Origin of the sequence: Rhizobium sp. YTU87027, assembly GCF_050644135.1 — a bacterium.
Classification (GTDB): domain Bacteria; phylum Pseudomonadota; class Alphaproteobacteria; order Rhizobiales; family Rhizobiaceae; genus Rhizobium.
Genome location: NZ_CP098440.1, coordinates 627,313 through 648,111, shown reverse-complemented (window position 1 = coordinate 648,111; position 20,799 = coordinate 627,313). Strand labels below are relative to the sequence as shown.

Here is a 20,799-nt window from a genome sequence, read left to right as displayed (position 1 = left end):
TTCTAGTTCGTCGCTCTGCGCCTACCACAACGGCATGTGGCGATTGACATCCTTGTAGAGCAGATAGCGGAAGCGGCCGGGACCCCCGGCATAGCAGGCCTGCGGGCAGAAGGCGCGCAGCCACATGAAGTCGCCCGCTTCGACCTCGACCCAATCCTTGTTGAGACGATAGACGGCCCTGCCCTCAAGCACATAGAGGCCGTGCTCCATGACATGCGTTTCCATGAAGGGAATGACGCCGCCGGGCTCGAAGGTGACGATGGTGACGTGCATGTCGTAGCGAAGATCGGCCGGATCGATGAAGCGGGTCGTGGCCCAGGCGCCGTCCGTATCGGGCATCGGCTGCGGCGGATGCTGTTCCTCGTGCGTGAAGATCGCCGGTGGCGGCTCCTGCCCTTCGACCTCCTGGAAGGCCTTGCGGATCCAGTGGAACTTCACCGGTGCCGTGCTCTTGTTCCACAATGTCCAGCGGGAACCGGCGGGCAGGAAGGCGAAGGAGCCCGGACGCATGGCATGCGACGCACCATCGAAGTCGACGATCATCTCGCCCTCTACGACGAAGAGCACGCCTTCGGCGCGCTTTTCCGGCTCCGGCCGATCGCTGCCGCCGCCCGGCTGCACTTCCATGATGTATTGCGAGAACGTCTCGGAAAAGCCAGTCAGCGGGCGGGAGATCACCCAGGCACGCGTGCCTTCCCAGTGCGGGAAATAGCTGGTGACGATGTCAGTCATCACGCTGCGGGGGATGACGGCATAGGCTGTCGTGAACACGGCCTTGCTGGAGAGGAGTTCGGTCTGCGGCGGCAGGCCGCCCATGTTGGAATAGAAGTTCGAGCTGCTCATTGGTTCACTTTTCACCCGCCGGGATTGTCAATCTGCTTTAAGCGCCGCATCTCTTCTAGGCAACCTTTTGATTGCCGCGACCACGCGGCAGAATGTCCGCGGCGGCAGGCCGCCCAGGAGGACACGATGAGTCTGGAAAAACTTCGGGAAGACTATGTTCAGAAGGTCAAGGAATACGAGGACAACCTCAAATCCATGACCGAGAATGACGTGAAACACTTTCGCGCCGAGGGAACCGGGCCGCTCTCCGATATCACCGAGCAGATCCGCAACGAATACTACCGGCATATCGAGACCTACGGCGCGCTGATTGCCGAGATCGATGCCATCCTCGGCGTATAGGAGCAACCGCAGGCGCCGGCGCGGGCCCCTGCTCAAATGGCCACAATGAAGATCGGCGGCGGCAAAAGAAAAAAGCCCGCTTTCGCGGGCTTTTCGGCTGGTCGGAGTGGAGTGATTCGAACACTCGACCCCCACGTCCCGAACGGCGATGGCTTCGCGAAAACCCACCATTTCCGGGACAAGCAGATTCACATGATCGCTGTCTGTTCCGGTTCTGTCCATTCAATCGGTCCGCAAACGGTCCGCAAGACGGGTTTGTTCTCCTCTGCCGTTCCGATCAAACGGGGGCGTTGTCAAGATCCGCAGAGGATCCACATGGGAATATGCCGCCTTCACTCCTCATCAGACGATACGTGAAGGTGGCTGAGGAATTGACCAGACAGAACGGGATCAAGTTTATCTGCTTCTGAAAGCGCCCACCGCTCCCAATCGGTTAACGCGGATGGATCTATCTCCACTGCGCTTTCTAACATCGCCAGGCGAACGCGATCAACAAGCGCACGGATATCCTGCGCCTGGCGCAAAAGCTCTCCCGAAGTCTTGAGGTTGTTTAAACGTGCGAGGTTCATTTCCTCGATCCGCTTAAGCCGTGCCTTCTCTTCCTCGGTACGTCTCCGCTCATCCCAGGCTTCATGTTCCCGCAACAGCTCACGGAAACGCGCTTCGCCTGCGACTATAAGTGATGCCGCAATGGAAGCAATTTTATCCTCTAACTTGCCTTCTCGGTCGTCACTCCAACTCTTTGAAATGACCCTGTCAAAACCGGGGCGCAAGTACAGCGTAAGTGGAGTCGTGACCGGCAAATCTTTGGTTAGTCGTTGGGGCGGGCGGCGGCCGACCTTACCCGAAATAGCTATTTCCACCCCAATGTGGGTATCACCGATCTGGATAGTTATATCAAATTGCCCATCGTTCTCGCGCACCCACCCATCGTGGCCTCGGTTTGAGAGTGCTGAGAATAACGCGCTCATGAATCGCAATTGGCGGTTGGCTAACGGCGTATCAAATCGCGGAGCATCATAACTCCAGCGGTTGGCCGCGAATTTCATTCGCCTTTTTTCTTCGGCTCGCAACAATCGCATCAGACCAGGATGTGGTCGTTCAAGTGACTTGGGGACCGCGATCCTGCCGATGGCAGACAGCTCCTGCAGATACAACTCGTCTAAGCTTTCGGGGACAGCCTTCGAGCTGAAAGGGCCTTTGGAAGAGATCGGTTGGGCAACCGGAATGACCTCTTCGAAGCGCTTATCGACTGTTATCCTACCCGTCTGGCCAGGCCTTCGGTCCTCGGGACGGGGCATAGAGGGGACTGGTTTCCCCGCCTTTACCTTGTTCCAGTACCCTTGCGGCGGCAACGGAATGCCGTAGCCAACCATCTGCTTCCTCAAGCCAACGTCGGAGATGCCGATTGTGGCTGCCAAGTCCCGCAACGGCGCTGACCATGCAAAAGCAATCAGGTCTTCAGCCAAAACGGAAATATCATTCCATTGATACCTAGCCACCCACTACCCCACGCGATTAGAAACACACCCGATCTCAATAAATCGCACGCCAGTTAATCGCAAATTGAGGCCAGACATATTACCCGAGCATCTTTCCGTCAGTCCGACGTCGAGAAGATCATTCGAGCGGCGGAGAAAACGGGGGCGGCTGTCCAAGTCGACCTTCGATCCCTCGTCGTTACGATATTTCCGGGCGCCGGTCCCACCCCGAAACTTGCTCCTCCGCGCACTACGCTTGCGCCAGACGGCGAAGAGAACTGGGATGATGACCGCCAACCTACCAGGACGACGACAAGGGAGGGGAAAGGTGGATATCCGATCGTTGACAATCCACACGATCCTTTGATGCGTTGGTATGACAGCCTCGGCTTTGATCCCGAGACAATGAACGAAGAAGACATGATGCGGCTTATGGCTAAAGCTCACGACGAATGGGCCGCGACCATTCCTGGCTCAAAACTTGGCAAACGAGAGATCAAGGCGCTGAAGCACCTCGCGGCCATCGGGCCCAATATTAAGGTCCATTGGCGTGACGTGAAGGAGTGCGGACCCGATACGGAAGAAAGGCTCAAGATCAGAGGATTTTTGGAGACGTTCCCGCAGGAGAAATTTCCCGATCGGATCGGCTACTATATGCTCACCGACGCGGGACTCGACGCTTGGAACGAGCTACCGCGCGCCTGAGGCTTGACAGTTTCTAAGCGGCGGTTCATTTCCTCCTCAGCTCGGGCGGGAGCGCAAACCCAATCCTCGACATCATGCGGCTGTCGGCAACCTCTTCAAGGAGAGGCGCTATGCGCATGACCAATCACCCGTCCCCCAAACAGAGCATCAGACACATGACCGCAATTTCGCTCGCCTGCGAGCGCCGCGGTGTGATGCGGGACTATGCCGGCTGGTCTGTCGGAAAGCGGCGCAACCTTCGCGTCTGCCGCTGGATAGCGGAGCGGATAGCGCCTCAGTATATGTTTCCGCTGTCGTTCAAAGACGGCGATCGGGACGTTACGGAAATGGAACTCGTGGAGGAACTCGAGCGCGTCCTATTGGGCATCTCGCCGGCGCGAGCATATCTGATGGCCAGCAAGGTCTGTGAAGAACGCGAGAGCGTGCGCCACGAAATCGCAGGCAAGATTGCCTACATCCTCACCAGGAAGTTTACCGTGTCGCGCGTGGACCGATCAGCCGAGATGACCAGACGGTCGTCTGGCGGCTCGGGCAAATGGTGGGAAACGGGACAGATGGCGCCGTAGGTGCGGCCCAACGGACTACAGTTGGGCTTCTACATACGACTCAAGAAATTCCCAGCGCATGTCGAATGTGGCACGCGCCAAATCGTAATGGGCATCGAAGCGTTGGATGATGGCACGAACCAGCTCGTCATCCATGTCGCGGGCGTCGAAGTCGAACTCGGCGCCGGCGTAGATCCGGAACTCTCTCAGCCCGAAGGAACGCTCGAAGTCCTCTCGCATGACCTCGACGAATTGGCTGGTGTATTCTAGGATTTGATCATCTGTTGGCGTTGGCATGCGGCTTTTCGTTCGTAACCGGTGGCGTGAGCGCGGGGGCCTTTATCATTGGATAATTCGACTGACGACGGGCGGTCGCCGCCCGTTCATTGTGACCCTATAAAATCAATTCCTTTTGTGCTCTGTATAAGCGAAAACAGATAGTTACACAAACCAGTCTAACTCAAATCGGATTTACTTTCTTGCAGAAGCCCAAATCTCTCAGCAAAAATACCTCGGGACTACTAGAACAGGTGCGGAAGCACTGGATCGTGAGCTCGATTGCCGGGCTTTTTGCGTTGTCAATGACCTTGGTGGCTACCGACATCTACAACTGGGGTAAATCGAATTTCACGAAGCTCGTCCGAGAGGCGGACATATACTTTAATCCCGAGCTTACGACATCCGAATCCGCGAACTATTCAAACACTGCCATCTCCTTCATGCCGTACAGAGACCGTGCTTTTTGCCTTGAGTTTGTAAGAAACTGGGCTCGCACGAAAAAATTCGAGGAGATCATGTACGAAACTGATGAGGTGACGTTTTCACGCGACACCCTCGTATTCAAAGTCCGATGTGTCGAGTCATTAAATTCTTCTGCAACCGTGGTGATAGTCCACAAGATCGACCAAAAAAACACGGTCGACGAAGTTTACTATCCTCTGCGGGACGAGATCCGTGCGTCAATGTCAACTTCCGGAAAAATCGCTTCGGTGCCTCGCGACGATTGGCTCATGGCAACCCGCCATTCGTGGCTTTTTCAATTTACGTATCATGGCGGAGCGACTTTCGAGGAGGCGAAGAGCGATCCTGTTTTTCCCAACTCCATCAAGAGTTATTTCACCACAAATGGCTATAGAATTGCCGGTTGTGGTAATCGCAATTGCAGCTTCGAGCGGCCAGGCGTCAGAATTTGGCTGATGCTGCGCGAGATTGGACCAACGGACTCACAGGCGCCCGACCTTTATTTCGATGCAATGATTACTGCCGACAAAGTAGGAGACACGATCATGTTTCGCTCCGAAGAGTTCACAAGTTTCCTATCTGCAGCACCCTCCGTAACTTCAGTGGTCTTCAGGATAGGCGACTGGTCATGATCACAAGTGCGGCGGTCGCAAAAGTAAGAAGAGGCGGCCCAAAGACGAAAATTACGACATTTTACGAATATCTTGGGGCGTCGGCTTCGGGCACTCTGCTCGGGCGTCGAGCACGGCTTGCAACCGCGACGTAGGCTTTCAGCCTCGGCCAGCGTAACGTGGAAATAGCGCTGGCCGAAAATGCCCTACTACGCCCTTTAGGCGATCTCCCTGATCCTTGACTGCAACGTGCAGTATGAGACGCTCGTGGCCGTCATGGGGGCAAGGGGGACAATAAATGAGCGGTTTTACCGACGAGGAGCGCGCGGCCGAGATGAAGCGCCGCGACGATGCCATTCGAAATTCCATTAAGGCGTGGGAGAGATCCATGGAAGCAGCGCGCATCGCGGACATGCAGCGGATGGATACAAGATGCCTCCACTGCAACAATCCGATGCACTCTTGGCAGGCAACAGACCCCGAAATTCCATTGTGCGATTTCTGCCTCGGTGACTGATCGCAAGCCGCCGCGGCCGGTTCTAATGCACAGACGAGGGCCAGTGTGCACCCGTTATCAAGGCGGAGCGCGAGCAGCCTCTTGCGAAATACGGTAGGCTGATCCACCGATTTTTAATCGAACTCTCTTTCAAACCAACGATGAGTTGTTACGCTGCTGCGATTCGCGCCACATTTAAAACGTCATGGTCTTTAACTTGCTTGAAACTATCGCTACTTATTGTCGAGCCTACTATGCGACTAAATTTCAGTTGCATGGGAACCGTTGCCGTGAAATAGACGTTCGGTAACTGTCTATGTCGCGCGCCGAACGATTGGTAAAGGACTTCAAAGCGTGCAAGGGCCCGTTCCCTTACAAGGAGCTCGTCCGGCTACTCGGCAACGTCGGGTACGAAGACAAGACAGTGAATGGGGGAGCCGGACGGAAATTTGTGCATGAGAAAACAAAGCACATTATTAGATTTCACGAGCCGCACCCTGGCAAGGAGATATTGCCATATCTCGTTCGGCAAATTCGTGACATTTTGGAAGAGCAGGGTTTGATATGAAGAAAACGGTGGAATACAAAGGCTATCAAGCCTCCGTTGAGTACGATGACGGCGCCCTGTTCGTCAAAGTTCTACATATCGACGATCTGCTTGTCGCGCAGGTCGATGCCGCTTCTGATGCCCAAAAGGCGCTGGAAGATCTGATTGAAGCCTACCTTGTTGATTGCGCAGAGGAAGGCCGCGCGGCCACGCAACCATTTAAAGGCAGTTTCAACGTCCGTCTTGGTTCAGATCTCCACAAGCGCGTCGCTATGCGCGCAGCCGACGAAGGCATGACACTCAACAAGTGGATTTGCACGTCAATCGAAGAGAAGCTCGAATGTGGAAAGCTCTCTGAGCGTATCGACGGCGTCTTTTCCAAATCCAAAGACCGAATTGATCGAGATGCGATGCTCCAGTGGGTCAGTCGTCAAACAGAGGAGATGGAAGAGTTTCACTATAAAGCCCGTAGAGACTTTCGCGTTATCGGATGGAGCGGCGGAGCTACCGACTATGATGTCGCTGTTCCTGGCGCGCTCGTAGCCCTTACTGCCGCTCATCGAGGCAAAATGCATGGCTAAAAAGCCAGCCGAAAAATCGACCATGCCCAGTGCCGCCGTGGTTGCTCTGTCGCTGATTGACGTCGACCTCGCCTTTGATCCCACGTTCGAAGACGCCGACGAAGTTGCTTTGCACTACCATATTCAGATTACTCCGCCCAAGGAAACCGACGAAAGTATCTACGCTTTCACTGCGCAGGTGGAGATCAGCAAAGCAGAAAAGGATTCGAGTGAAGCTCGGACGTCCATCGGCGCCCGCTATTTTTGTGGCATTCGTTGCAGAAACATGACGGATAAAGATATCGTCGCAAACGCCCGGAAATATACTCAAACGACGGTTTGGGGCAATTTCGCTTCGTTGGCCTCTATCGTAGCGCAACAGATGCGTGCGCAGTTCCCTCCCCTGCCCCCAGTAGGTGGTCGTGTAGAGGTGAAAGAGGAAGAGGATGAAGCTACAGAAAGTGCAGCATCCGCCTAACCGTTCCCTTCAGCGACCGAAAATCACTGCGCCTACGCGCCTGATGGCGTCAGCAAAAGTAACGCCCATAGCCATCCCGCCGACGCCAATAACGCCGAGAGCGCCGAGCCCCATAAGCTTCCAGCGCTTCACATCATCGACTGTTGGCCGCATCTCCGAGACGTCTTCTTTCACTGCCGCCACGTTGCCCTCAAGCGTCCCGACACGGTCGACGAGTTGATCCATGCGTTGGTGCATGGATGCTCGGCTGGTATCGGACTTGATTTCCGCTTGCCTGAAGGCGTCCCTGAGATTGCGGACCTCAGCAAGGACTTCTCCCATCTGCTGATGCAAGCGCGGATCAAATTCTGGCGTCAATTCCCCTGCCCCTTCAAATGCAAATGCCATGCTATGGTTGCTACTTCCGGCAGGCCGCATCTTCGCGGCACTGCTTGTTGTTGGAGGCGATTGCCGGCCCCGCGGTAGGGTCTTCCGCTGCCGCGCGAGCCGCCGCAGGATTGGAGAAGCGTGTTAGCTGATAGCCACTGCCGTTAATCGCAGCCGCTGTCTGGCAGCCCGCTATCGCGCATGAGCACAAGACAACGATCACGAGCCGACTTGCTACGGAAGTCCGCATTGTTCTTCTCCATGTTGGAAATCCGATTGGATGCTTCTTTGATTGCGTCCATCTGGGCGGCAACCTTGGCGTCGTTCGCGCCAGTCCATTTGCCGAATTGGTAGGCCGCGAGCACGACCAGGACGACGGCGGCGCCGACCTTCAGCCAGGCGGGTATTCTCGCCCACAGGACCGCCCACATCACGCCGGCGCCTTCGTCTGGAGATCCAGAGCGTCGAGGCGTTCCTGCTTTCTGCGGTTGGCGTACCAGCGATAGGCATAGGAGCCGGCCGCGACGACAAGGCCGCCGATGATCAGCGCAGCTATCGTGCGATCGATCCATGGCGACGAACCGGTCAGCGGCATGAGCTGGTCCTTGGCCGCAGTCATTGCACCGCCAAGGGTAAAGGAGCCGCCACCTGCCCCGGTGGCCGCGTCAGCAACTGCAAGTGTCGGCGCCGGCTTGGCATCCGAGATGAACGCCTTGGCATCGCCGCCCTCGACATATTCGATCTCCGGCCCGACCGATCCAGAGGCCCAGGCTTGCCCCACAGCGAGCACGCCATTGACGCGGGCGGTCCAACCCTTGCCGAAGGTCTTGAACGTCTTCAGCGCCTGCAGGAAGGCCAAGCGGCGCTCGCAGATGCGGGCGATGAGCTGATCGTTGTCGTTGACGCCGGCAGCGGCCAAAAGCGTTCCCTGCCCGATGATGCCGTCGATGCCGCCCTGATAGAGCCCCATGGCCTGCAGAGCGCGCTGGAGCCATTTCACCGACTGGGCAACGCCGGAGTTCACCGCCCCGTCAAACACGACGTAGGAGACGCCCGGAGCGAGCTTGTCGCACTTCGCCTGATCCCAATAGCGCTTGCGGTAGATCGCCTGCAGCTCGCTGTTGCTGATGTTCTTGACCGGCAGCGGCTCTAGGCCGATCGAGCGCCGGTATTCGTCGTAAACCCGCTGCGTGACGCCTTTCATGGTGGCGCCGCCCGGATCTTCCGGATGATTGCTATAGCCGCCCTCGTGGACGAGTACCTTGGATAGCGAGCGCGTGAATTCGCCTGCCGGGTCTAGCTGAAGAACCTGCATTGAAAGCTCCAGATTGTGAGAAAGAAAGCCGGCGGCGGGACTGCGGCCGGCATGAAATGACCTGATTCCTGCTCTTGTACGAAGATGGGACACAGACGCAGGCAACGTTTGCCAGCGGTTACCCCTACGAATCCATCGCGATAGATCGACTCACCGAAAGCCGTTCAAATGGGATGCCGTATTATCCCCACCCCTGCGGCATGGAGACCCGGTCGGCGGACCACACGCGGCCAATTCGCCGGGTCTTCATTTTTTCACCGAATGGTAGGCGATCTACGCCTAATGGCTGAAGTGCCAGCAATGGCCGGTTGTGCTTTTATCAACACGACCGAGTGATGCGGTCAGTTTCTCTTGTAACGCGTTAGGAAGCTCGCCACCTCGGCGGGCTTCTTGTCGTCGGAGCGATCATATCAGCGGGCCGGCCAGCGGACCTCGCCTTTCCACACCTAATGGCTGAGCTAACCTGTTCGAACGAATGCATCCTGATCTTCGTATCGATCAGCTATTCTGAAATGGCTCGCAGCAGTCCCCCTGTGAGTAGGGCCAACACATGAGGCCAGTGGAACCCCTGCCCAGCCTTGTGTGCTTCTGGTCCACGGCCAGGCCGCGACACTCGCCGCGGCCTCGGCTTTTTCAGAGAGGCTTGGACTTGAGCAGATGCCGTCCGGCGATCGGGGTGTGCTTCCAGCCGAACCACATGCTCTTGTGGCGATAGCCGAAGATCCTGCGACCAGATTTCAACTCGATCACAGTCCAATGAGAGACCGGCGGATATGGATTGCCGCTCTCGAGGATGAGCGACGAGCCGTCTGCGGAATAGCCGAGCACGTAGGCATTAAAGCGGCCAGACGGGTTACGACAGATCCAGCACACCCGCTGCCACCAGAGCTTGAAGCCTCTGGCCTTCGGATCATAGCCGTCGATCGCCTCCTCGATCCCACCGTCGAGGCTGGCGTCATGGGTGTAGAGGTAGGCGAACGGACCGCCGACCTCATTCCTGCCAGTCGCCATGGAGATGCCGGCGACCAACGGCGACAGAATCCACGCGGTCAACGTCATCAGCCAGGAGATCGGCGCAAGGAAGGGATAGACCGCGACCGATAGCGGCGCGAGCCGGAAGATTTTCCAGAACATGGGAGGGAGCCCTTAGAGGTTAGAAGCAGCCGTGAAGAAGGCGTCGACCTGCTCTTCAGTAAAGCCCATGGCAGCGAAGCCAGCCGCCATCATCGGCTCAGTGCGGACGAAAGTGCCGGAGTATTCGTAGGCGATCTGCACCGCCTTCGACTGCGTGGCGATCCAGGCGTCCACCTGATTGAGAAGTCCTGAAGCGAGCAGTTGAAGTTTGAATTGGCGGGCGGATACGCTGGTAATAGGCGATCCGGGCAACGTAAACGCTGCCACCAGTTCGGGGTCGTCTGCGGGTAGTTCTTCAGCCACCCAGCCATCCGGAAGCGCGGTTACCGCTTCCACAATCTTGCCGCTGTCGTCACGTCGAACAAACATGTTTTATCCTCTCAGGGTGTAGTCGTCCCATCCATTGGAAACCAGTGCGGATACGCACGCACCCGAAATCGTGACCGCTGAATAGATTTGCCCGCTAGTGTTCGTTTCTATGGCACCGTACCAGTTGCCGATGTTGAAGCCTGCCGATGTAGAAGCAGCAGAAGCGGCAAGATCTGCTGCCCAGGAGGTATCTTTCAGCGGCGTGTAGATGCTGTGGTTGACACTTGCCGACGACCCCAATTGCAAGGAAATTGCCAAGCGCGCGCGAACCGAGATACCGCTGGGGACGCTGGTGAGGGTGCGCAACGCCTTGGCGGATGTCGAAGAAGCGGTCTGTTCAGTAACGTTGTTTATGATGAACACCGTCCCCACCTGCTTGAATAGCTGGATGGCCGCTGAGATGCGGACAATCGAACCAATGCGCCGAAGCTTCGTATACGCAGAGCCCCCAGTCTCGGCCTGCAGATGAGTAAGAACAGTAGACAAATCAGCCGATGGATCGGCGTAGATATCGACATTCCCGCCGCCTGCCGTGCTGCAAAGATAGATGTGATAAGTCGTGTTCGCGATGGCCGCGCCGGAATAGCGCATGCCGTTGTTGGTTCCGGCTGACCAGTTTGCATCCAGGCGCTTGATAAGCGCGGAGGTGAGAGCCATCAGGATCGGAGAGATATCATTCTCGCTGGCCGCTGCTCCGATGGCTATGCCGATATCGTTAGTCAAGTCTCCAGCATCGTTGGACAGCGTGAGGCCATTGAAATGGCCCGTATCAGCACGGATTGGGGCGCCCGAAGCGCGGGTATAGGCTGCGCACCGCCAGTTGCCGCTTCCTTCCGAGACGAACACGGCAACATCATTGGCAGCGGTCAAGATATTTGCGCCGCCGGGCAGAATGAGGCTTACCGCGTTGTGCGTCAGCGTCAGAGCACCGTCGAATGTGAGGAAACGGGTAACACCGGCCGTCTTCGTGCCGAAGCTCGTGATTGTCGTCGTGCCGGTGATGTGGACATAGCGACCGGTTGACGCGCCGATATCCGTCGTAGCAGCTGAGGCGATATCCGTGCCCTTGGTCGAAAGGTTATCACCGCCTGCAATGGCAGTCGCGCCACCGGTGCCCCCGGCGACAATCGGACGAGCGAGGTTGGCATCCGCGACGAGATCGTCGATCGTTGAATTGTACTTGGCGCTCTCGATCGTCGTGTTTGGCTGCGCAGTCGTGTTGGCTGGCTTGCTGTATATTCCTGAGCCGTTCCTGGGAATTGTCGTAACTCCTCTGCAATAGGAAAAGGCCCCCGAGATGGGAGCCCTTTCAAAGGATGTCGATTTCGCTTATCTTCCGGGCCTCAACCTCGGATGGCAGGCAATGGCACTTCGCTTCGTTCAGATCGCATGCATCGTGATTACGGCAGGCATTCTCTATGCCTTCCGGTCGGTGCTGCTTTCCATCTTCGACTGGGGCGGCCCTAGCTTCGTAGACGGCTTCCTATTCGGGGCTTTGTTCGTGATGGGAATGGTCGCACTTATCTTGTGGCTCGACCCCTCATCGCGCCCCCGCGGGACTTCCCAGCAGAAGGGCTTTGACGACAGGGCTCGTTAAAGCCGGCACTCTGGCTGTGCCGCCAGTAGCCATCAGTGCACGAATGACGGCATCCCGGTTTCTGCTAACCAGCGTTTGAGCTAGGCTTTCCCGAGCGGCATCGCCTGATTCCGGCAGAAGGGCTTGGGCAACCGTCTTTGCCTTATCCAGCGCGACCGCCCGAGCAGCCCCCCTGAAGCCGCCTGCCTTGAACGCCTCTTCCGTTCCAAAGCCAACGCCTGCACCGCCAAGCTCGTTCTGAGCTGCCTGACGGGCTGCGGTTTCGCTGTTTCGGGTGACGGTATTCGCTGTGTCGGCAAAGACGCGCTCGTTCTCCAGGACCTTGAACACCTTGTCGGCCTTCTCCTGGCCGAAGAGCGTGGCGAGGCGTTCTCGGTTCCAATCACCTTCGCCTTTAATGAGCCGGTTCAGCGCAACGACATCGTTGGCGTTGGTCCCGATGATGCGATCAATCTCGGCGCGAGCGCCCTGTGTCAGCCGAAGAGGAACAGCAGACGGACCGATTTGCATTCCCTGCGGATTGGCGCCCTGCTGAACCTCGTTCGTAAGCTCGGCCGGCCGGGGCGCGGTCCTTCCACTATCAAGGACCTGCTGCCCCCGCCCCAGGGCTTCGCGCTGGCGTGCGAGTTCGGCAAACGATGCATCCGCTTCCTTGATGTTCGGAACAGCCCGCGTCAGGCCGTCGTCGATCATCTGGCGCGCCTCTGTGAGGGCCGATATGACTTTCGGATCGGCTTCCGTGCTCAACATGCCGTCGATCGCCTGGCGGGTGTTGAACATCGTCTCCGGGTTCGTATCGAGTTCTTCCGTGCCAAAGCGATTGAGCATTGTCCGGACACGCTGCAGTGCCTTCTGCGGATCGCCGCGAAGGACGCGGATCTGACGCGTAAGATCATCGGCGATCGGCGTCACGTCGAACGGTCGGGCTTGTGCGAAGGCCTGGCGATATGCCGGCGATAGTGCGCCCTGATTGCCGACGGCTTCAGCATCGAGCGCAGACACGAGCGGAGCGCGGCCGAAGTTCTCGTCTACCGCGGCGTTGATACGCGTGTTCGCGGCACCAGAGCGGTCCTTGAGGGCCGAGCGGACAATCTCCTGCGCCCGTCCTGGCGTGGCGGCTAATGCCCCTGCCTGTCTCTGGGTATTCGGTCCCAGATCGGCGAGCATGGCGTCAGGGCCCATTTCCTGAAGGCGAGCATTTACGCCGGCAGCGTCGAGACCGTCATCGGTCACGGCGCGACGAACGAATTTCAGAGCCTCCGGGTTGATGCCGGCTGCACGAGCGGCAAGGCGGTTTTTGCCCACCTCAATAAGGGATTTCACGCCCTTGCCAACCAGATTAGCTGCAGCAGGACCAACGGCACCCAGACCGAAGCCAAGGCCTATCCCTTTCTTGATTTCATCGGCATCACCACCAGAACGAACCGCCGCATCAGCGCCGCCGATCGCACCGCCAGTGAGCGCCGATATCCCGCTTCTGAGGAGCATTCCGCCACCACCGCCACCAAACGCAGCGGGAGCCGCCATAACCATTGGGATCGTGCCGCCGACAGCGCCGGTCACCTCGCCGGCCGTATGAATGGCCGGATGCGCCTTGTTCGCCTCGTCGGTGATACGCTGAGCCTGCTTCAGGTTGTCAGCATAGCTTTCGCCATCGATCAACGAGGAGAGGGCCGCAGCGCCTCGCTGAGCGGCTCCAACCATCATCGGCCCCACAACAGGCACGCCATCGGCAACGCTTGTCAGCGCCGCACCGGTTGCCCCGTTTGCGCCTTGCATGTCCTGCTGTTCGATAAGCTTCTGGCTTTCCTCGAACGACGGGTGCGACTGAGCCAACCGACGCTGCTTTTCGGCCGCGGCCAAGCGGCGGAACATTTCCTGCTTGGCAAGTTCCTTCAGATCATCGACCATTGATATACCTATCCAGCTCTTCCATGCTCATCTTGGAGAAGTCGGGCGCCGGCTCGTCGCTCTTCTTCTTGCCATAGGTCGGTCCGGCATCACGGATCATCGCCTGGATTGCCGTCTGCCGGTTCTGGGCCTTCTGCTTCAGGACGTCCTCGTTATCCCCCGGCTCCGGAAAATACTGCTTGCGCGCATTCTCGAATTCAGACGGGCCGATGACCGCGCCGGATTCACGGCGAAGCTGAGCGTTGATGAAGTTCCGGCGAGCCTGGGCGAAGTTTTGGAAGTCGTTGCTAAGCATCCAGTTCTCAGCAACATCTGGGATGTAGCTGTTATCGCTGACGAATTGATCCTTCACGCCGGCACCTGCTGTGCCGTATTTCTGGATGAGCGCCTCGGCCTCGTTCATGCGGTCCGCAAAGCCAGCGGCCTTGCTCTCGTCGATCGTGACCTTGGGCGCAGTCAACGGGATCATTCCCTGACGCTGTGGCTGTTCCGCAGCCTGAGGTGCCGGAGCGGGCGCAGGAGCTGCCGCAGGTGCGGCAGGCGCCGGAGCTCCGCCACCGTTGCCGAACAGGTCGACGTAAGGCTGCTCTGGCGGCTGGGCCTGAGGCTGAAGCGGCTTTGCCGTCCCTTCCTTCGGGTTACCTGAGAACACGCCCTGTGGCGTCATAAAGATGATTTCACCATTCGGGCCGCTGACTGTCTTGCCGGCGCCGAGCTGCTGCGCCTGGTCCGGAGTAAGAGCCCCGCTATCAAGGAGACCGTTCAACGACTGGGCTTCGACAGACGAGCCCTTATAGCGGAAAGCGTTCAGCCCGCCTTCCGGCTTAGGAGCCATGCGGAATTCGCCGGTGCTCTCATTAAACAGGCTGCCGTCGTCAAGTTTCTGCCACTTGCCGGGAGCCTCGTAGATAACCTTGCCGTCCGGTCCGATAAGCCGTCCGCCGACTTCCGTAGGCTTGCCCTTCTCGAAATCGAACTTGCTCTTTTCGAGATCGATACGCTGTTGATCCGCCGGCGAAATCTTCGGGTTCTTCAGCGCATCGACTTCCAGGCGGCTCTTCTCGAGCCCCAGTTGATAGCTCGGATCGGCCTGCTTTGCCGCGCGCTCGCGTGCCGCCTGCTGCTCCGAAAGCGAGTTGTCGATGAGAGCCCTGACGACCGCCGACTGACCCTGCGAAATGTAGGGGTCGTTCAGAACGTCGAACAGCTCCGGATTGATACCCATCGGCCCTGCTGAAGGCGATGGTGCGGAAAGAGCCTGAGCCACCTGCTGATTGCGTGGAGCAGCCGGGGCAGCTGCAGGAGCCGGCGCCCGCGCAGCAGTCGTTACCTGCGGGTCGACGTAGCCGGAAGCGGGAGCAACAGCCTGGATGGCCGCCTGCGGGTTGATCATGCCTGCCTTGGGGTCGAGGCTTGCGACCTCGGAGCCGCCACCTTGAAACGACGGCAGGAAGCCCTGCGCAAGGCCAAGACGGCGCGCAGCTTCACCACCAGGCCTGTCGTAGCCCCGGAAGGCCCAGGCGCGGTTCATCAGGCCCTGCGCCTCCTCGACACTCTTGGCGTTGTTCAGTGCGGAAATGAGCTGAGGATCTTCCTGAAGGAAGAACTTCGCCTGACCGGTCGGGGAAAGGTCGCCGGTTGCGGCAAGTGCCTCATAACGCGGACCGCGCCAAGACATGATGCCGCCAGCGGTGCCAGGTTGGCCGCTCTCGCTGGGGTCGCTCCACGTGCGATTGACGTTTTCAGGCGAATATCCGCTCTCTGCCTTGCCCGTTGCCGCCACGGCAGCAAGCCCATATGGATTGGTAATCCCGCCCTTTACCGTGTCCATAAAATCGCTGAATACTTGGTTGCCGGTCATATCGATCGGCTTGCCGGCGTTCACCTCGGCAGCTGCGTCGGTCATCGGAATGCCGGACGATGCAGATCCAGACGACGAACCACCTATGCCTGCCAATGCCTGCCGGATGCGGTCACTCACCGCTGCACGACCGGCGGCTTCCCTCTTGTTCAAGGCATTGAGGCCGAGTCGACCAGAAAGCGCCTGACCGATCGAGGCGATACCCTCCCCGATGCTCTGCGGAACGCTGCTGTTGGCGTTAGCAAGCAAGGCTTCAGCCACGGCACGCTTGCGCGCGAGGGATTCAGCCGTCTCACCTGTATTGCCGCCGAAGAGAAAACCGGTTGCCATTTATGCAGCCATCCTTTCGCCCATCTGAAGAAGCTTGCCGTAGTGAACCTGCTTGAGCCCATCAGGACGGGTCGTGACGGCATCGGGACGCTTCTTCTCGGCTTCCTGCGCCATGACGCCGATATGGCGCTTGCCGTCGTCGAACTTGCCCTTGTAGCGGTAGTTGTAGACGTTATGGCCCATGAGCCGTCCGACCTTCTTGACGTCGGTCTTAGCCCTGCGGTCTGACAGTGCCGGGTTGCCGGCGAAGGCAGCGCCAAGCCCGAACAGACCACCGAGGATGTTGTTTCGCTGGGCAACCTGCGTGTTGTAGGCGCCGAGCTGGTTCTGGTAATTCTGATTGACCAGACCGGCGTAATCGACCGTCGGCAGGCTCGGCTGGTTCGTCGATGCGCCGAACTGCGGCGTACCGACCTGTGTCCCCGACAGCAGCGCCGTGATTTCGTTCAGGGGCTGGTTGCGCTCGGTTAGCGCCTCCTGCACTGCCTGCTGACGACCATTGAGTAACAGGCTCGTATAGGCGTCATTGGTGCCCTGGTTGAAATTGTTGACTTCTCGATCGAAAGCTTCCGAACCGGCTTTGATCCCCTGATTGGCAAGGCGCGTGCGCAGATCCTCGTCACGCTGCGCAATCACAGGATCAAGGCGCTTGCGGCCGAGCTCCATCAACCGCGCCTCTGTGGCCTCGTTCGACAGATCTACCGGCTTCGAAAGATAGTCCTTGAGGAAGGCCGACTGATTGTTGCCGATCTGCGATAGGTTCAGATTCGCCGCGTCGTTCTGGTTCTTGATCGCCTGTTGAGACGACGACAGCTTCGTCGTCTGCGTATACTGCGGGATGAAATACGAAGCGCCGCTCGTCGGGTCGGTAAACGTCTGGCCGCCGTTTTGCGAGTACGTGACCGAACCATCTGGCCCGACCTGGTTGACGTTACCAAGCTGGGCATTCGCCAGCGCTGTCGTGACGTTCGTCGCGGTCTGCGCGGCTGCCGTCTTTGCAGGATCTGGAGCGGCCGGCGACTTTGGCTTGCCCATCAGTGGACCTCATTCTTTCGATTGAACTTGTTCGACGCCCAATTTTCTTCAGTCAGGACAAAGACGTTTTCCGCCTCGTCTCTGCCCCGCAAACGCGGGATGCGGTACCGCTCGAAGCCGTAGGCTTTCAGCATCCTGTGCAGCGGTGCGTCATGATCAGAAACCCGCATCACGACGGCCTGGCAGTTCCATTCCTTGAACGGCACGCCGAACAGCACCGACAGCGTTGCCTTTGTCAGCCAGCGCTTGGAGGTCGCCGCGGCCGATATCTCGATGACGCCGCTATCAGACTCGTAGTTGTGCCAGACGGCTCCGCCGATGACGGCCTCGTTCTCGATCACCGCCATGCCCTGGCAATTGCCGAAATCACGCCCTGCGCCGGGCCAGATGTGATCCGCCACCCAATGAGCGAGCAGTTGCCGCTCATCGCCCTTGGCAATCGCCCAGGTGATCAATTCATCACCGTCCCGCGCTCCCAGAGCACATCGAATGCCATCAACTCGGTTCTCGGGAACGGTGTCACGCCGCAGGTGATCTGGATCTGAGGCGAGACGATAAAGCCGGACTTGCCGACAGAGACCCACTTCGTGGAGATCTGCCCGACGCCGGCGCTGTCCCACTTGGCGACATCCCAGAGACCGCTGTCCCACTCATCCGTTGTATAGTTCGCAACAGACGACGGCGGGGTTGGCAACGTCACCTGATAATTCACCGACGCGGAAATCTTCGCGATGAACGGCACGTTCGAAAGGAACACCGCGCGAGCCGAATGGATGATCTTGAATGCTCCTGGCGTGCGCAGATGATCCGGCAAGCCGACATAGGTGCAAACGTAAGGCGTCCCGTCGTCGGAACCCCCGACCTCCATCTGGTGAATGGTGCCTGTGTTGGTCCCGAAATACCCGAAGCCCGCATAATGCCCGATCGAGCGCGTTTCCCATCCGGTGAACTTGCACCATGCGCCAGTTTCCAGATTGGCGACAAACATCGCGGACGAAATGCCCGCGTCTGGTACCGGCAAAGAGACCAGCATCATGTTGTTCGTAGGCCACTTGACGATTTCCCACGGCAGCGCACGGCGGGCGACGACTTCCTTCTTCCACTCCGGCTCGATGTTCCTGGTGACGGCCGATAGCGAGAGCGCCGCCTCGTCCTTGTTCACGGCCTCGGAGATCGGAACAATGCCGTCCTCAGTGCCGATCAGCAGATCACCGCCCGCCTGCATTGTCGCGTTGGCGCCCATTGGCGGCGTGATCTTGTAGATGCCAACCTTCTGCCAGTTCGATGCGTCGCCGGGGTTCGTGCCCTGATAGACGGCGACTTCGCCGGCAGTGGATACGACCACCCACTTGTCGTCCAGACCATCACCGGAATCCATCGACCACTTGCCGCCGCAGAGAAGCGATCCACCTTCCTGAAAGATACCAGCGAGACTGAATTCGGAGAGTGCCCCATTGATGCTGTCGACCGGCAGATAATAAACCGACATCGTGTTCTTGCGGATGTAGAACAGCCGGTTTGCGAAAGACCAGACGAAGGACAGCTCGGAAGGAGCGGAAAGCCCGGTGAAAGCGTGTGTGGTCCAACTAGAGCCATCATAGAGGCGCGGCGTGTCGGTCCCATTGACCGCGGACAGATAGTCGCCACCTGCGGTACCAAACTGTGCCGTGGAGAAATAACCCGAGGTAAGCCCAGACACAGCGGCGGCGGGGATGACGTTGGCGTCTGCTACCGTCGTGATGTTGAAGATGTTGGCCGCGTCAGATGCGAAGAACTGTTCGACGTTGCCGCTCTTATAGGTCCACTGCCGCAAGACTGGGCCGTTCGATATCGTCGCGTATTTGCGGCTGCCACCACGCAAGCGAGCGCTGGTCTTGGTCGGAAACCAGTTTTCAAGAACGCGCGCACCGCCTGGCTTGGCATTGGCGAGGGACTCGTTCGCGATCCAGCCACGCACCGGCGGCTGGAATGTAAACGAGGCCGATACAGCCTTGCGCCTGACAGTCTTCTGCTTCTTCTGAAACATCACTGCCCACCAACCGTGTAGGGGAACGCCGTCTTTACACCGGGGAACTGCTTGCGCGCGTTGCCACTGACAACAGGTTTTGAACCGCTGTCGTTGTTCATCGCGGTATAGAGCGCCCGATCGAAGTTCGTCTCGTCATCGTCAGAGGCCACGCCCTTCTGCGATCGGTACTGCCAGATCATGCCTAGCTCGAGCGCACGTTCGGATAAGCGGAACGTGTCGTCATCAGCGGTGAATGCCGGCTTGTTATCGCCGGTAGCCGGTTTGACCACGTTCTTGCTGATATAGAAGAAGCGGACCGTCTCGGTGGCTTGGCAGATCGGCAGAATATGGATCTGGTCGCCGTAAATGATCCATTGCCCCGATACAGGAACGACCGGGACCGCCAACGTTTCAAGCCAGCGGTCCGAATCCGAGATATGTTCAAGCCCCCATGACCAGCGGCTAGACCACAGCCGTGCCGTCGTTTGCATGCGGGCGTAGTCATCGGGAAGGGCGAAGGTCTCGGTCACCCCGTCGCCCGTGAGCGTCTTGATTGCCTGAAGGGTCTGCCAGTCGAACTCCGCGTCTCTGATCCGGCTTGCCACTTCATTGGCGATACGGACCATTTCCTGCATTTCGCGATCGGTCGAGGACAGCACGACATCCGGCTTGTCTAGACCGACAGCGAGGCAGACGTTTTGAACGACTGACAGGATCGTCATCAGGCAGCTTCCTCAGCCAGGAGAGCACGCAGCGTGTCGATACCGGCCTTGTGGTGGTACTTCACGCCCTTGGCGTCGAGTTGGGCCCGCAGATCGTCGATCTCGCTCTTGCCGCCGCTCTTTTCCTCGAGCAGAGCCATCGCCGCCGCGAACTGTTCCTGCTGTTCGGCAAGCGCTGCCTTGAGAGCGGCAATCTCGCTGTCGCGCTCAGCTTCGCGGTTGGCTGCATCGGCGGTGCTGACATTGTCGAGGAACGTCTTTGCCGCCTTGCGCAGATCGCGCATGTTGGGAAGGCGGATCTTGTCGAGCTGGCCGTCCGTCAGATCGCGAACCTCTTCAACGGTTCGGATACCGTAACGCCGCAGTTCTTCGGCCGCCGGCGCCGATACACCTGGCCAGTGAGCAAGCGGCATGCCGTGCGTCGGGATCTCGTGACCTGACTTCCAGGCATCATAGGCAGGCTCGATCGCATCCCAGCGGGCGCGCATGAACTTGCTCTTTTCCGACTGCTCGCCGTGGATCATGTCCTCGGTCGGCTTAAGGTGGCGGACACGATCGGTCGTCGCCGCCGTCAACGGGGCATGGGACGGCGCATAGGTCACCCAATCGACCTCGACGCTCTCCATGATGCGCTTGCCCTTCTCGTCGACCTTGAAGCCGCGGGCGTCTACCTCATCGCGCAGCTCGTCGCCTTTGACGGGAACGCGTTCGAATGTCTGGTGGAAGCGAATAACGCGCACCAATGGGCGCTGATCATCAGCCATAGGATTTTCTCGCTTTTTGGAAGGTGGAGGAAAATGAA

The 20,799-nt window shown here is 58.5% G+C and carries 25 protein-coding genes; 9 read left to right on the top strand and 16 right to left on the bottom strand.

The genetic code is table 11. From position 1 onward, the window contains the following. Positions 1 to 21: 21 nt before the first annotated feature. Positions 22 to 843 carry a bifunctional allantoicase/(S)-ureidoglycine aminohydrolase gene (locus NBG89_RS03235; RefSeq protein WP_431321697.1) on the bottom strand — a complete coding sequence of 274 codons (822 nt, stop codon included), beginning with the start codon at positions 841 to 843 and terminating at the stop codon, positions 22 to 24. A gap of 126 nt (positions 844 to 969) precedes the next feature. On the opposite strand from NBG89_RS03235, the gene NBG89_RS03230 reads away from it, so the two are divergent. Then, entirely contained in the window at positions 970 to 1,185 is a 216-nt protein-coding gene (locus NBG89_RS03230) for a hypothetical protein (protein WP_431321696.1), read from the top strand. A gap of 332 nt (positions 1,186 to 1,517) precedes the next feature. On the opposite strand, the gene NBG89_RS03225 is transcribed toward NBG89_RS03230, so the two are convergent. Beyond that, a complete protein-coding gene (locus NBG89_RS03225; RefSeq protein WP_431321695.1) occupies positions 1,518 to 2,687 on the bottom strand; it encodes a hypothetical protein in 1,170 nt (389 codons plus the stop codon). Between the two features lie 384 nt (positions 2,688 to 3,071). On the opposite strand from NBG89_RS03225, the gene NBG89_RS03220 reads away from it, so the two are divergent. Together NBG89_RS03220 and NBG89_RS03215 are read left to right on the top strand one after the other, a co-directional pair. Continuing rightward, the gene (locus NBG89_RS03220; protein WP_431321694.1) at positions 3,072 to 3,371 is read left to right on the top strand and encodes a hypothetical protein; all 300 of its coding nucleotides are present in this window, start codon (positions 3,072 to 3,074) and stop codon (positions 3,369 to 3,371) included. Between the two features lie 155 nt (positions 3,372 to 3,526). After that, positions 3,527 to 3,937 carry a hypothetical protein gene (locus NBG89_RS03215; RefSeq protein WP_431321693.1) on the top strand — a complete coding sequence of 137 codons (411 nt, stop codon included), beginning with the start codon at positions 3,527 to 3,529 and terminating at the stop codon, positions 3,935 to 3,937. A gap of 15 nt (positions 3,938 to 3,952) precedes the next feature. Here the strand turns inward: NBG89_RS03215 and NBG89_RS03210 are convergent, their stop codons facing one another. Beyond that, positions 3,953 to 4,213: a hypothetical protein gene (locus tag NBG89_RS03210; RefSeq protein ID WP_431321692.1), complete on the bottom strand. Its 261-nt coding sequence runs from the start codon at positions 4,211 to 4,213 to the stop codon at positions 3,953 to 3,955. 251 nt (positions 4,214 to 4,464) lie between these two features. Between NBG89_RS03210 and NBG89_RS03205 the strand changes: the two genes are divergently transcribed. The 5 genes from NBG89_RS03205 (at position 4,465) to NBG89_RS03185 (ending at position 7,349) form a co-directional block, all read left to right on the top strand. After that, positions 4,465 to 5,289, top strand: coding sequence for a hypothetical protein (locus NBG89_RS03205; protein WP_431321691.1), 825 nt, complete (start codon positions 4,465 to 4,467; stop codon positions 5,287 to 5,289). A gap of 277 nt (positions 5,290 to 5,566) precedes the next feature. Continuing rightward, positions 5,567 to 5,785 (top strand): hypothetical protein, encoded by a 219-nt coding sequence (locus NBG89_RS03200; protein WP_431321690.1) that lies wholly within the window; start codon positions 5,567 to 5,569, stop codon positions 5,783 to 5,785. A gap of 295 nt (positions 5,786 to 6,080) precedes the next feature. Next, a complete protein-coding gene (locus NBG89_RS03195) occupies positions 6,081 to 6,332 on the top strand; it encodes a type II toxin-antitoxin system HicA family toxin (protein WP_431321689.1) in 252 nt (83 codons plus the stop codon). Then, the gene (locus NBG89_RS03190) at positions 6,329 to 6,892 is read left to right on the top strand and encodes a type II toxin-antitoxin system HicB family antitoxin (protein WP_431321688.1); all 564 of its coding nucleotides are present in this window, start codon (positions 6,329 to 6,331) and stop codon (positions 6,890 to 6,892) included. Before NBG89_RS03195 ends, NBG89_RS03190 begins: the two co-directional genes overlap by 4 nt. Beyond that, a complete protein-coding gene (locus tag NBG89_RS03185) occupies positions 6,885 to 7,349 on the top strand; it encodes a hypothetical protein (RefSeq protein WP_431321687.1) in 465 nt (154 codons plus the stop codon). The genes NBG89_RS03190 and NBG89_RS03185 overlap by 8 nt, the downstream gene beginning before the upstream one ends. 9 nt (positions 7,350 to 7,358) lie before the next feature. On the opposite strand, the gene NBG89_RS03180 is transcribed toward NBG89_RS03185, so the two are convergent. The 6 genes from NBG89_RS03180 to NBG89_RS03155 form a co-directional block, all read right to left on the bottom strand. After that, positions 7,359 to 7,736 carry a DUF1515 family protein gene (locus NBG89_RS03180; RefSeq protein WP_431321686.1) on the bottom strand — a complete coding sequence of 126 codons (378 nt, stop codon included), beginning with the start codon at positions 7,734 to 7,736 and terminating at the stop codon, positions 7,359 to 7,361. A gap of 143 nt (positions 7,737 to 7,879) precedes the next feature. After that, the gene (locus tag NBG89_RS03175; protein WP_431321685.1) at positions 7,880 to 8,146 is read right to left on the bottom strand and encodes a hypothetical protein; all 267 of its coding nucleotides are present in this window, start codon (positions 8,144 to 8,146) and stop codon (positions 7,880 to 7,882) included. Next, entirely contained in the window at positions 8,146 to 9,030 is an 885-nt protein-coding gene (locus tag NBG89_RS03170; protein ID WP_431321684.1) for a glycoside hydrolase family 108 protein, read from the bottom strand. The genes NBG89_RS03175 and NBG89_RS03170 overlap by 1 nt, the downstream gene beginning before the upstream one ends. A gap of 633 nt (positions 9,031 to 9,663) precedes the next feature. Further along, positions 9,664 to 10,164, bottom strand: coding sequence for a DUF7338 family protein (locus NBG89_RS03165; protein WP_431321683.1), 501 nt, complete (start codon positions 10,162 to 10,164; stop codon positions 9,664 to 9,666). 12 nt (positions 10,165 to 10,176) lie between these two features. Beyond that, complete coding sequence (locus tag NBG89_RS03160; protein ID WP_431321682.1) at positions 10,177 to 10,533, bottom strand: hypothetical protein; 357 nt, start codon at positions 10,531 to 10,533, stop codon at positions 10,177 to 10,179. A gap of 3 nt (positions 10,534 to 10,536) precedes the next feature. Continuing rightward, on the bottom strand, positions 10,537 to 11,403 hold the full coding sequence (locus NBG89_RS03155; protein WP_431321681.1) for a hypothetical protein: 867 nt from the start codon (positions 11,401 to 11,403) through the stop codon (positions 10,537 to 10,539). A 427-nt stretch (positions 11,404 to 11,830) separates the two neighbouring features. Here NBG89_RS03155 and NBG89_RS03150 point away from each other — a divergent pair, with 427 nt between their 5' ends. Next, the gene (locus NBG89_RS03150) at positions 11,831 to 12,130 is read left to right on the top strand and encodes a hypothetical protein (RefSeq protein ID WP_431321680.1); all 300 of its coding nucleotides are present in this window, start codon (positions 11,831 to 11,833) and stop codon (positions 12,128 to 12,130) included. Here the strand turns inward: NBG89_RS03150 and NBG89_RS03145 are convergent. The 7 genes from NBG89_RS03145 to NBG89_RS03115 are packed head-to-tail and all read right to left on the bottom strand — an operon-like array spanning position 12,074 to position 20,761. Further along, a complete protein-coding gene (locus tag NBG89_RS03145) occupies positions 12,074 to 14,041 on the bottom strand; it encodes a hypothetical protein (protein ID WP_431321679.1) in 1,968 nt (655 codons plus the stop codon). The two genes, NBG89_RS03150 and NBG89_RS03145, sit on opposite strands and share 57 nt — an antisense overlap. Beyond that, on the bottom strand, positions 14,031 to 16,232 hold the full coding sequence (locus NBG89_RS03140) for a hypothetical protein (RefSeq protein WP_431321678.1): 2,202 nt from the start codon (positions 16,230 to 16,232) through the stop codon (positions 14,031 to 14,033). The genes NBG89_RS03145 and NBG89_RS03140 overlap by 11 nt, the downstream gene beginning before the upstream one ends. Further along, positions 16,233 to 17,267 (bottom strand): tail fiber domain-containing protein, encoded by a 1,035-nt coding sequence (locus NBG89_RS03135; RefSeq protein ID WP_431321677.1) that lies wholly within the window; start codon positions 17,265 to 17,267, stop codon positions 16,233 to 16,235. Beyond that, entirely contained in the window at positions 17,267 to 17,722 is a 456-nt protein-coding gene (locus tag NBG89_RS03130) for an N-acetyltransferase (protein ID WP_431321676.1), read from the bottom strand. The genes NBG89_RS03135 and NBG89_RS03130 overlap by 1 nt, the downstream gene beginning before the upstream one ends. Continuing rightward, a complete protein-coding gene (locus tag NBG89_RS03125) occupies positions 17,719 to 19,293 on the bottom strand; it encodes a hypothetical protein (RefSeq protein ID WP_431321675.1) in 1,575 nt (524 codons plus the stop codon). The genes NBG89_RS03130 and NBG89_RS03125 overlap by 4 nt, the downstream gene beginning before the upstream one ends. Then, positions 19,293 to 19,997: a hypothetical protein gene (locus NBG89_RS03120; protein WP_431321674.1), complete on the bottom strand. Its 705-nt coding sequence runs from the start codon at positions 19,995 to 19,997 to the stop codon at positions 19,293 to 19,295. Before NBG89_RS03120 ends, NBG89_RS03125 begins: the two co-directional genes overlap by 1 nt. After that, positions 19,997 to 20,761, bottom strand: a complete 765-nt coding sequence (locus NBG89_RS03115; RefSeq protein WP_431321673.1) for a hypothetical protein — start codon at positions 20,759 to 20,761, stop codon at positions 19,997 to 19,999. The genes NBG89_RS03120 and NBG89_RS03115 overlap by 1 nt, the downstream gene beginning before the upstream one ends. Positions 20,762 to 20,799 lie beyond the last annotated feature (38 nt).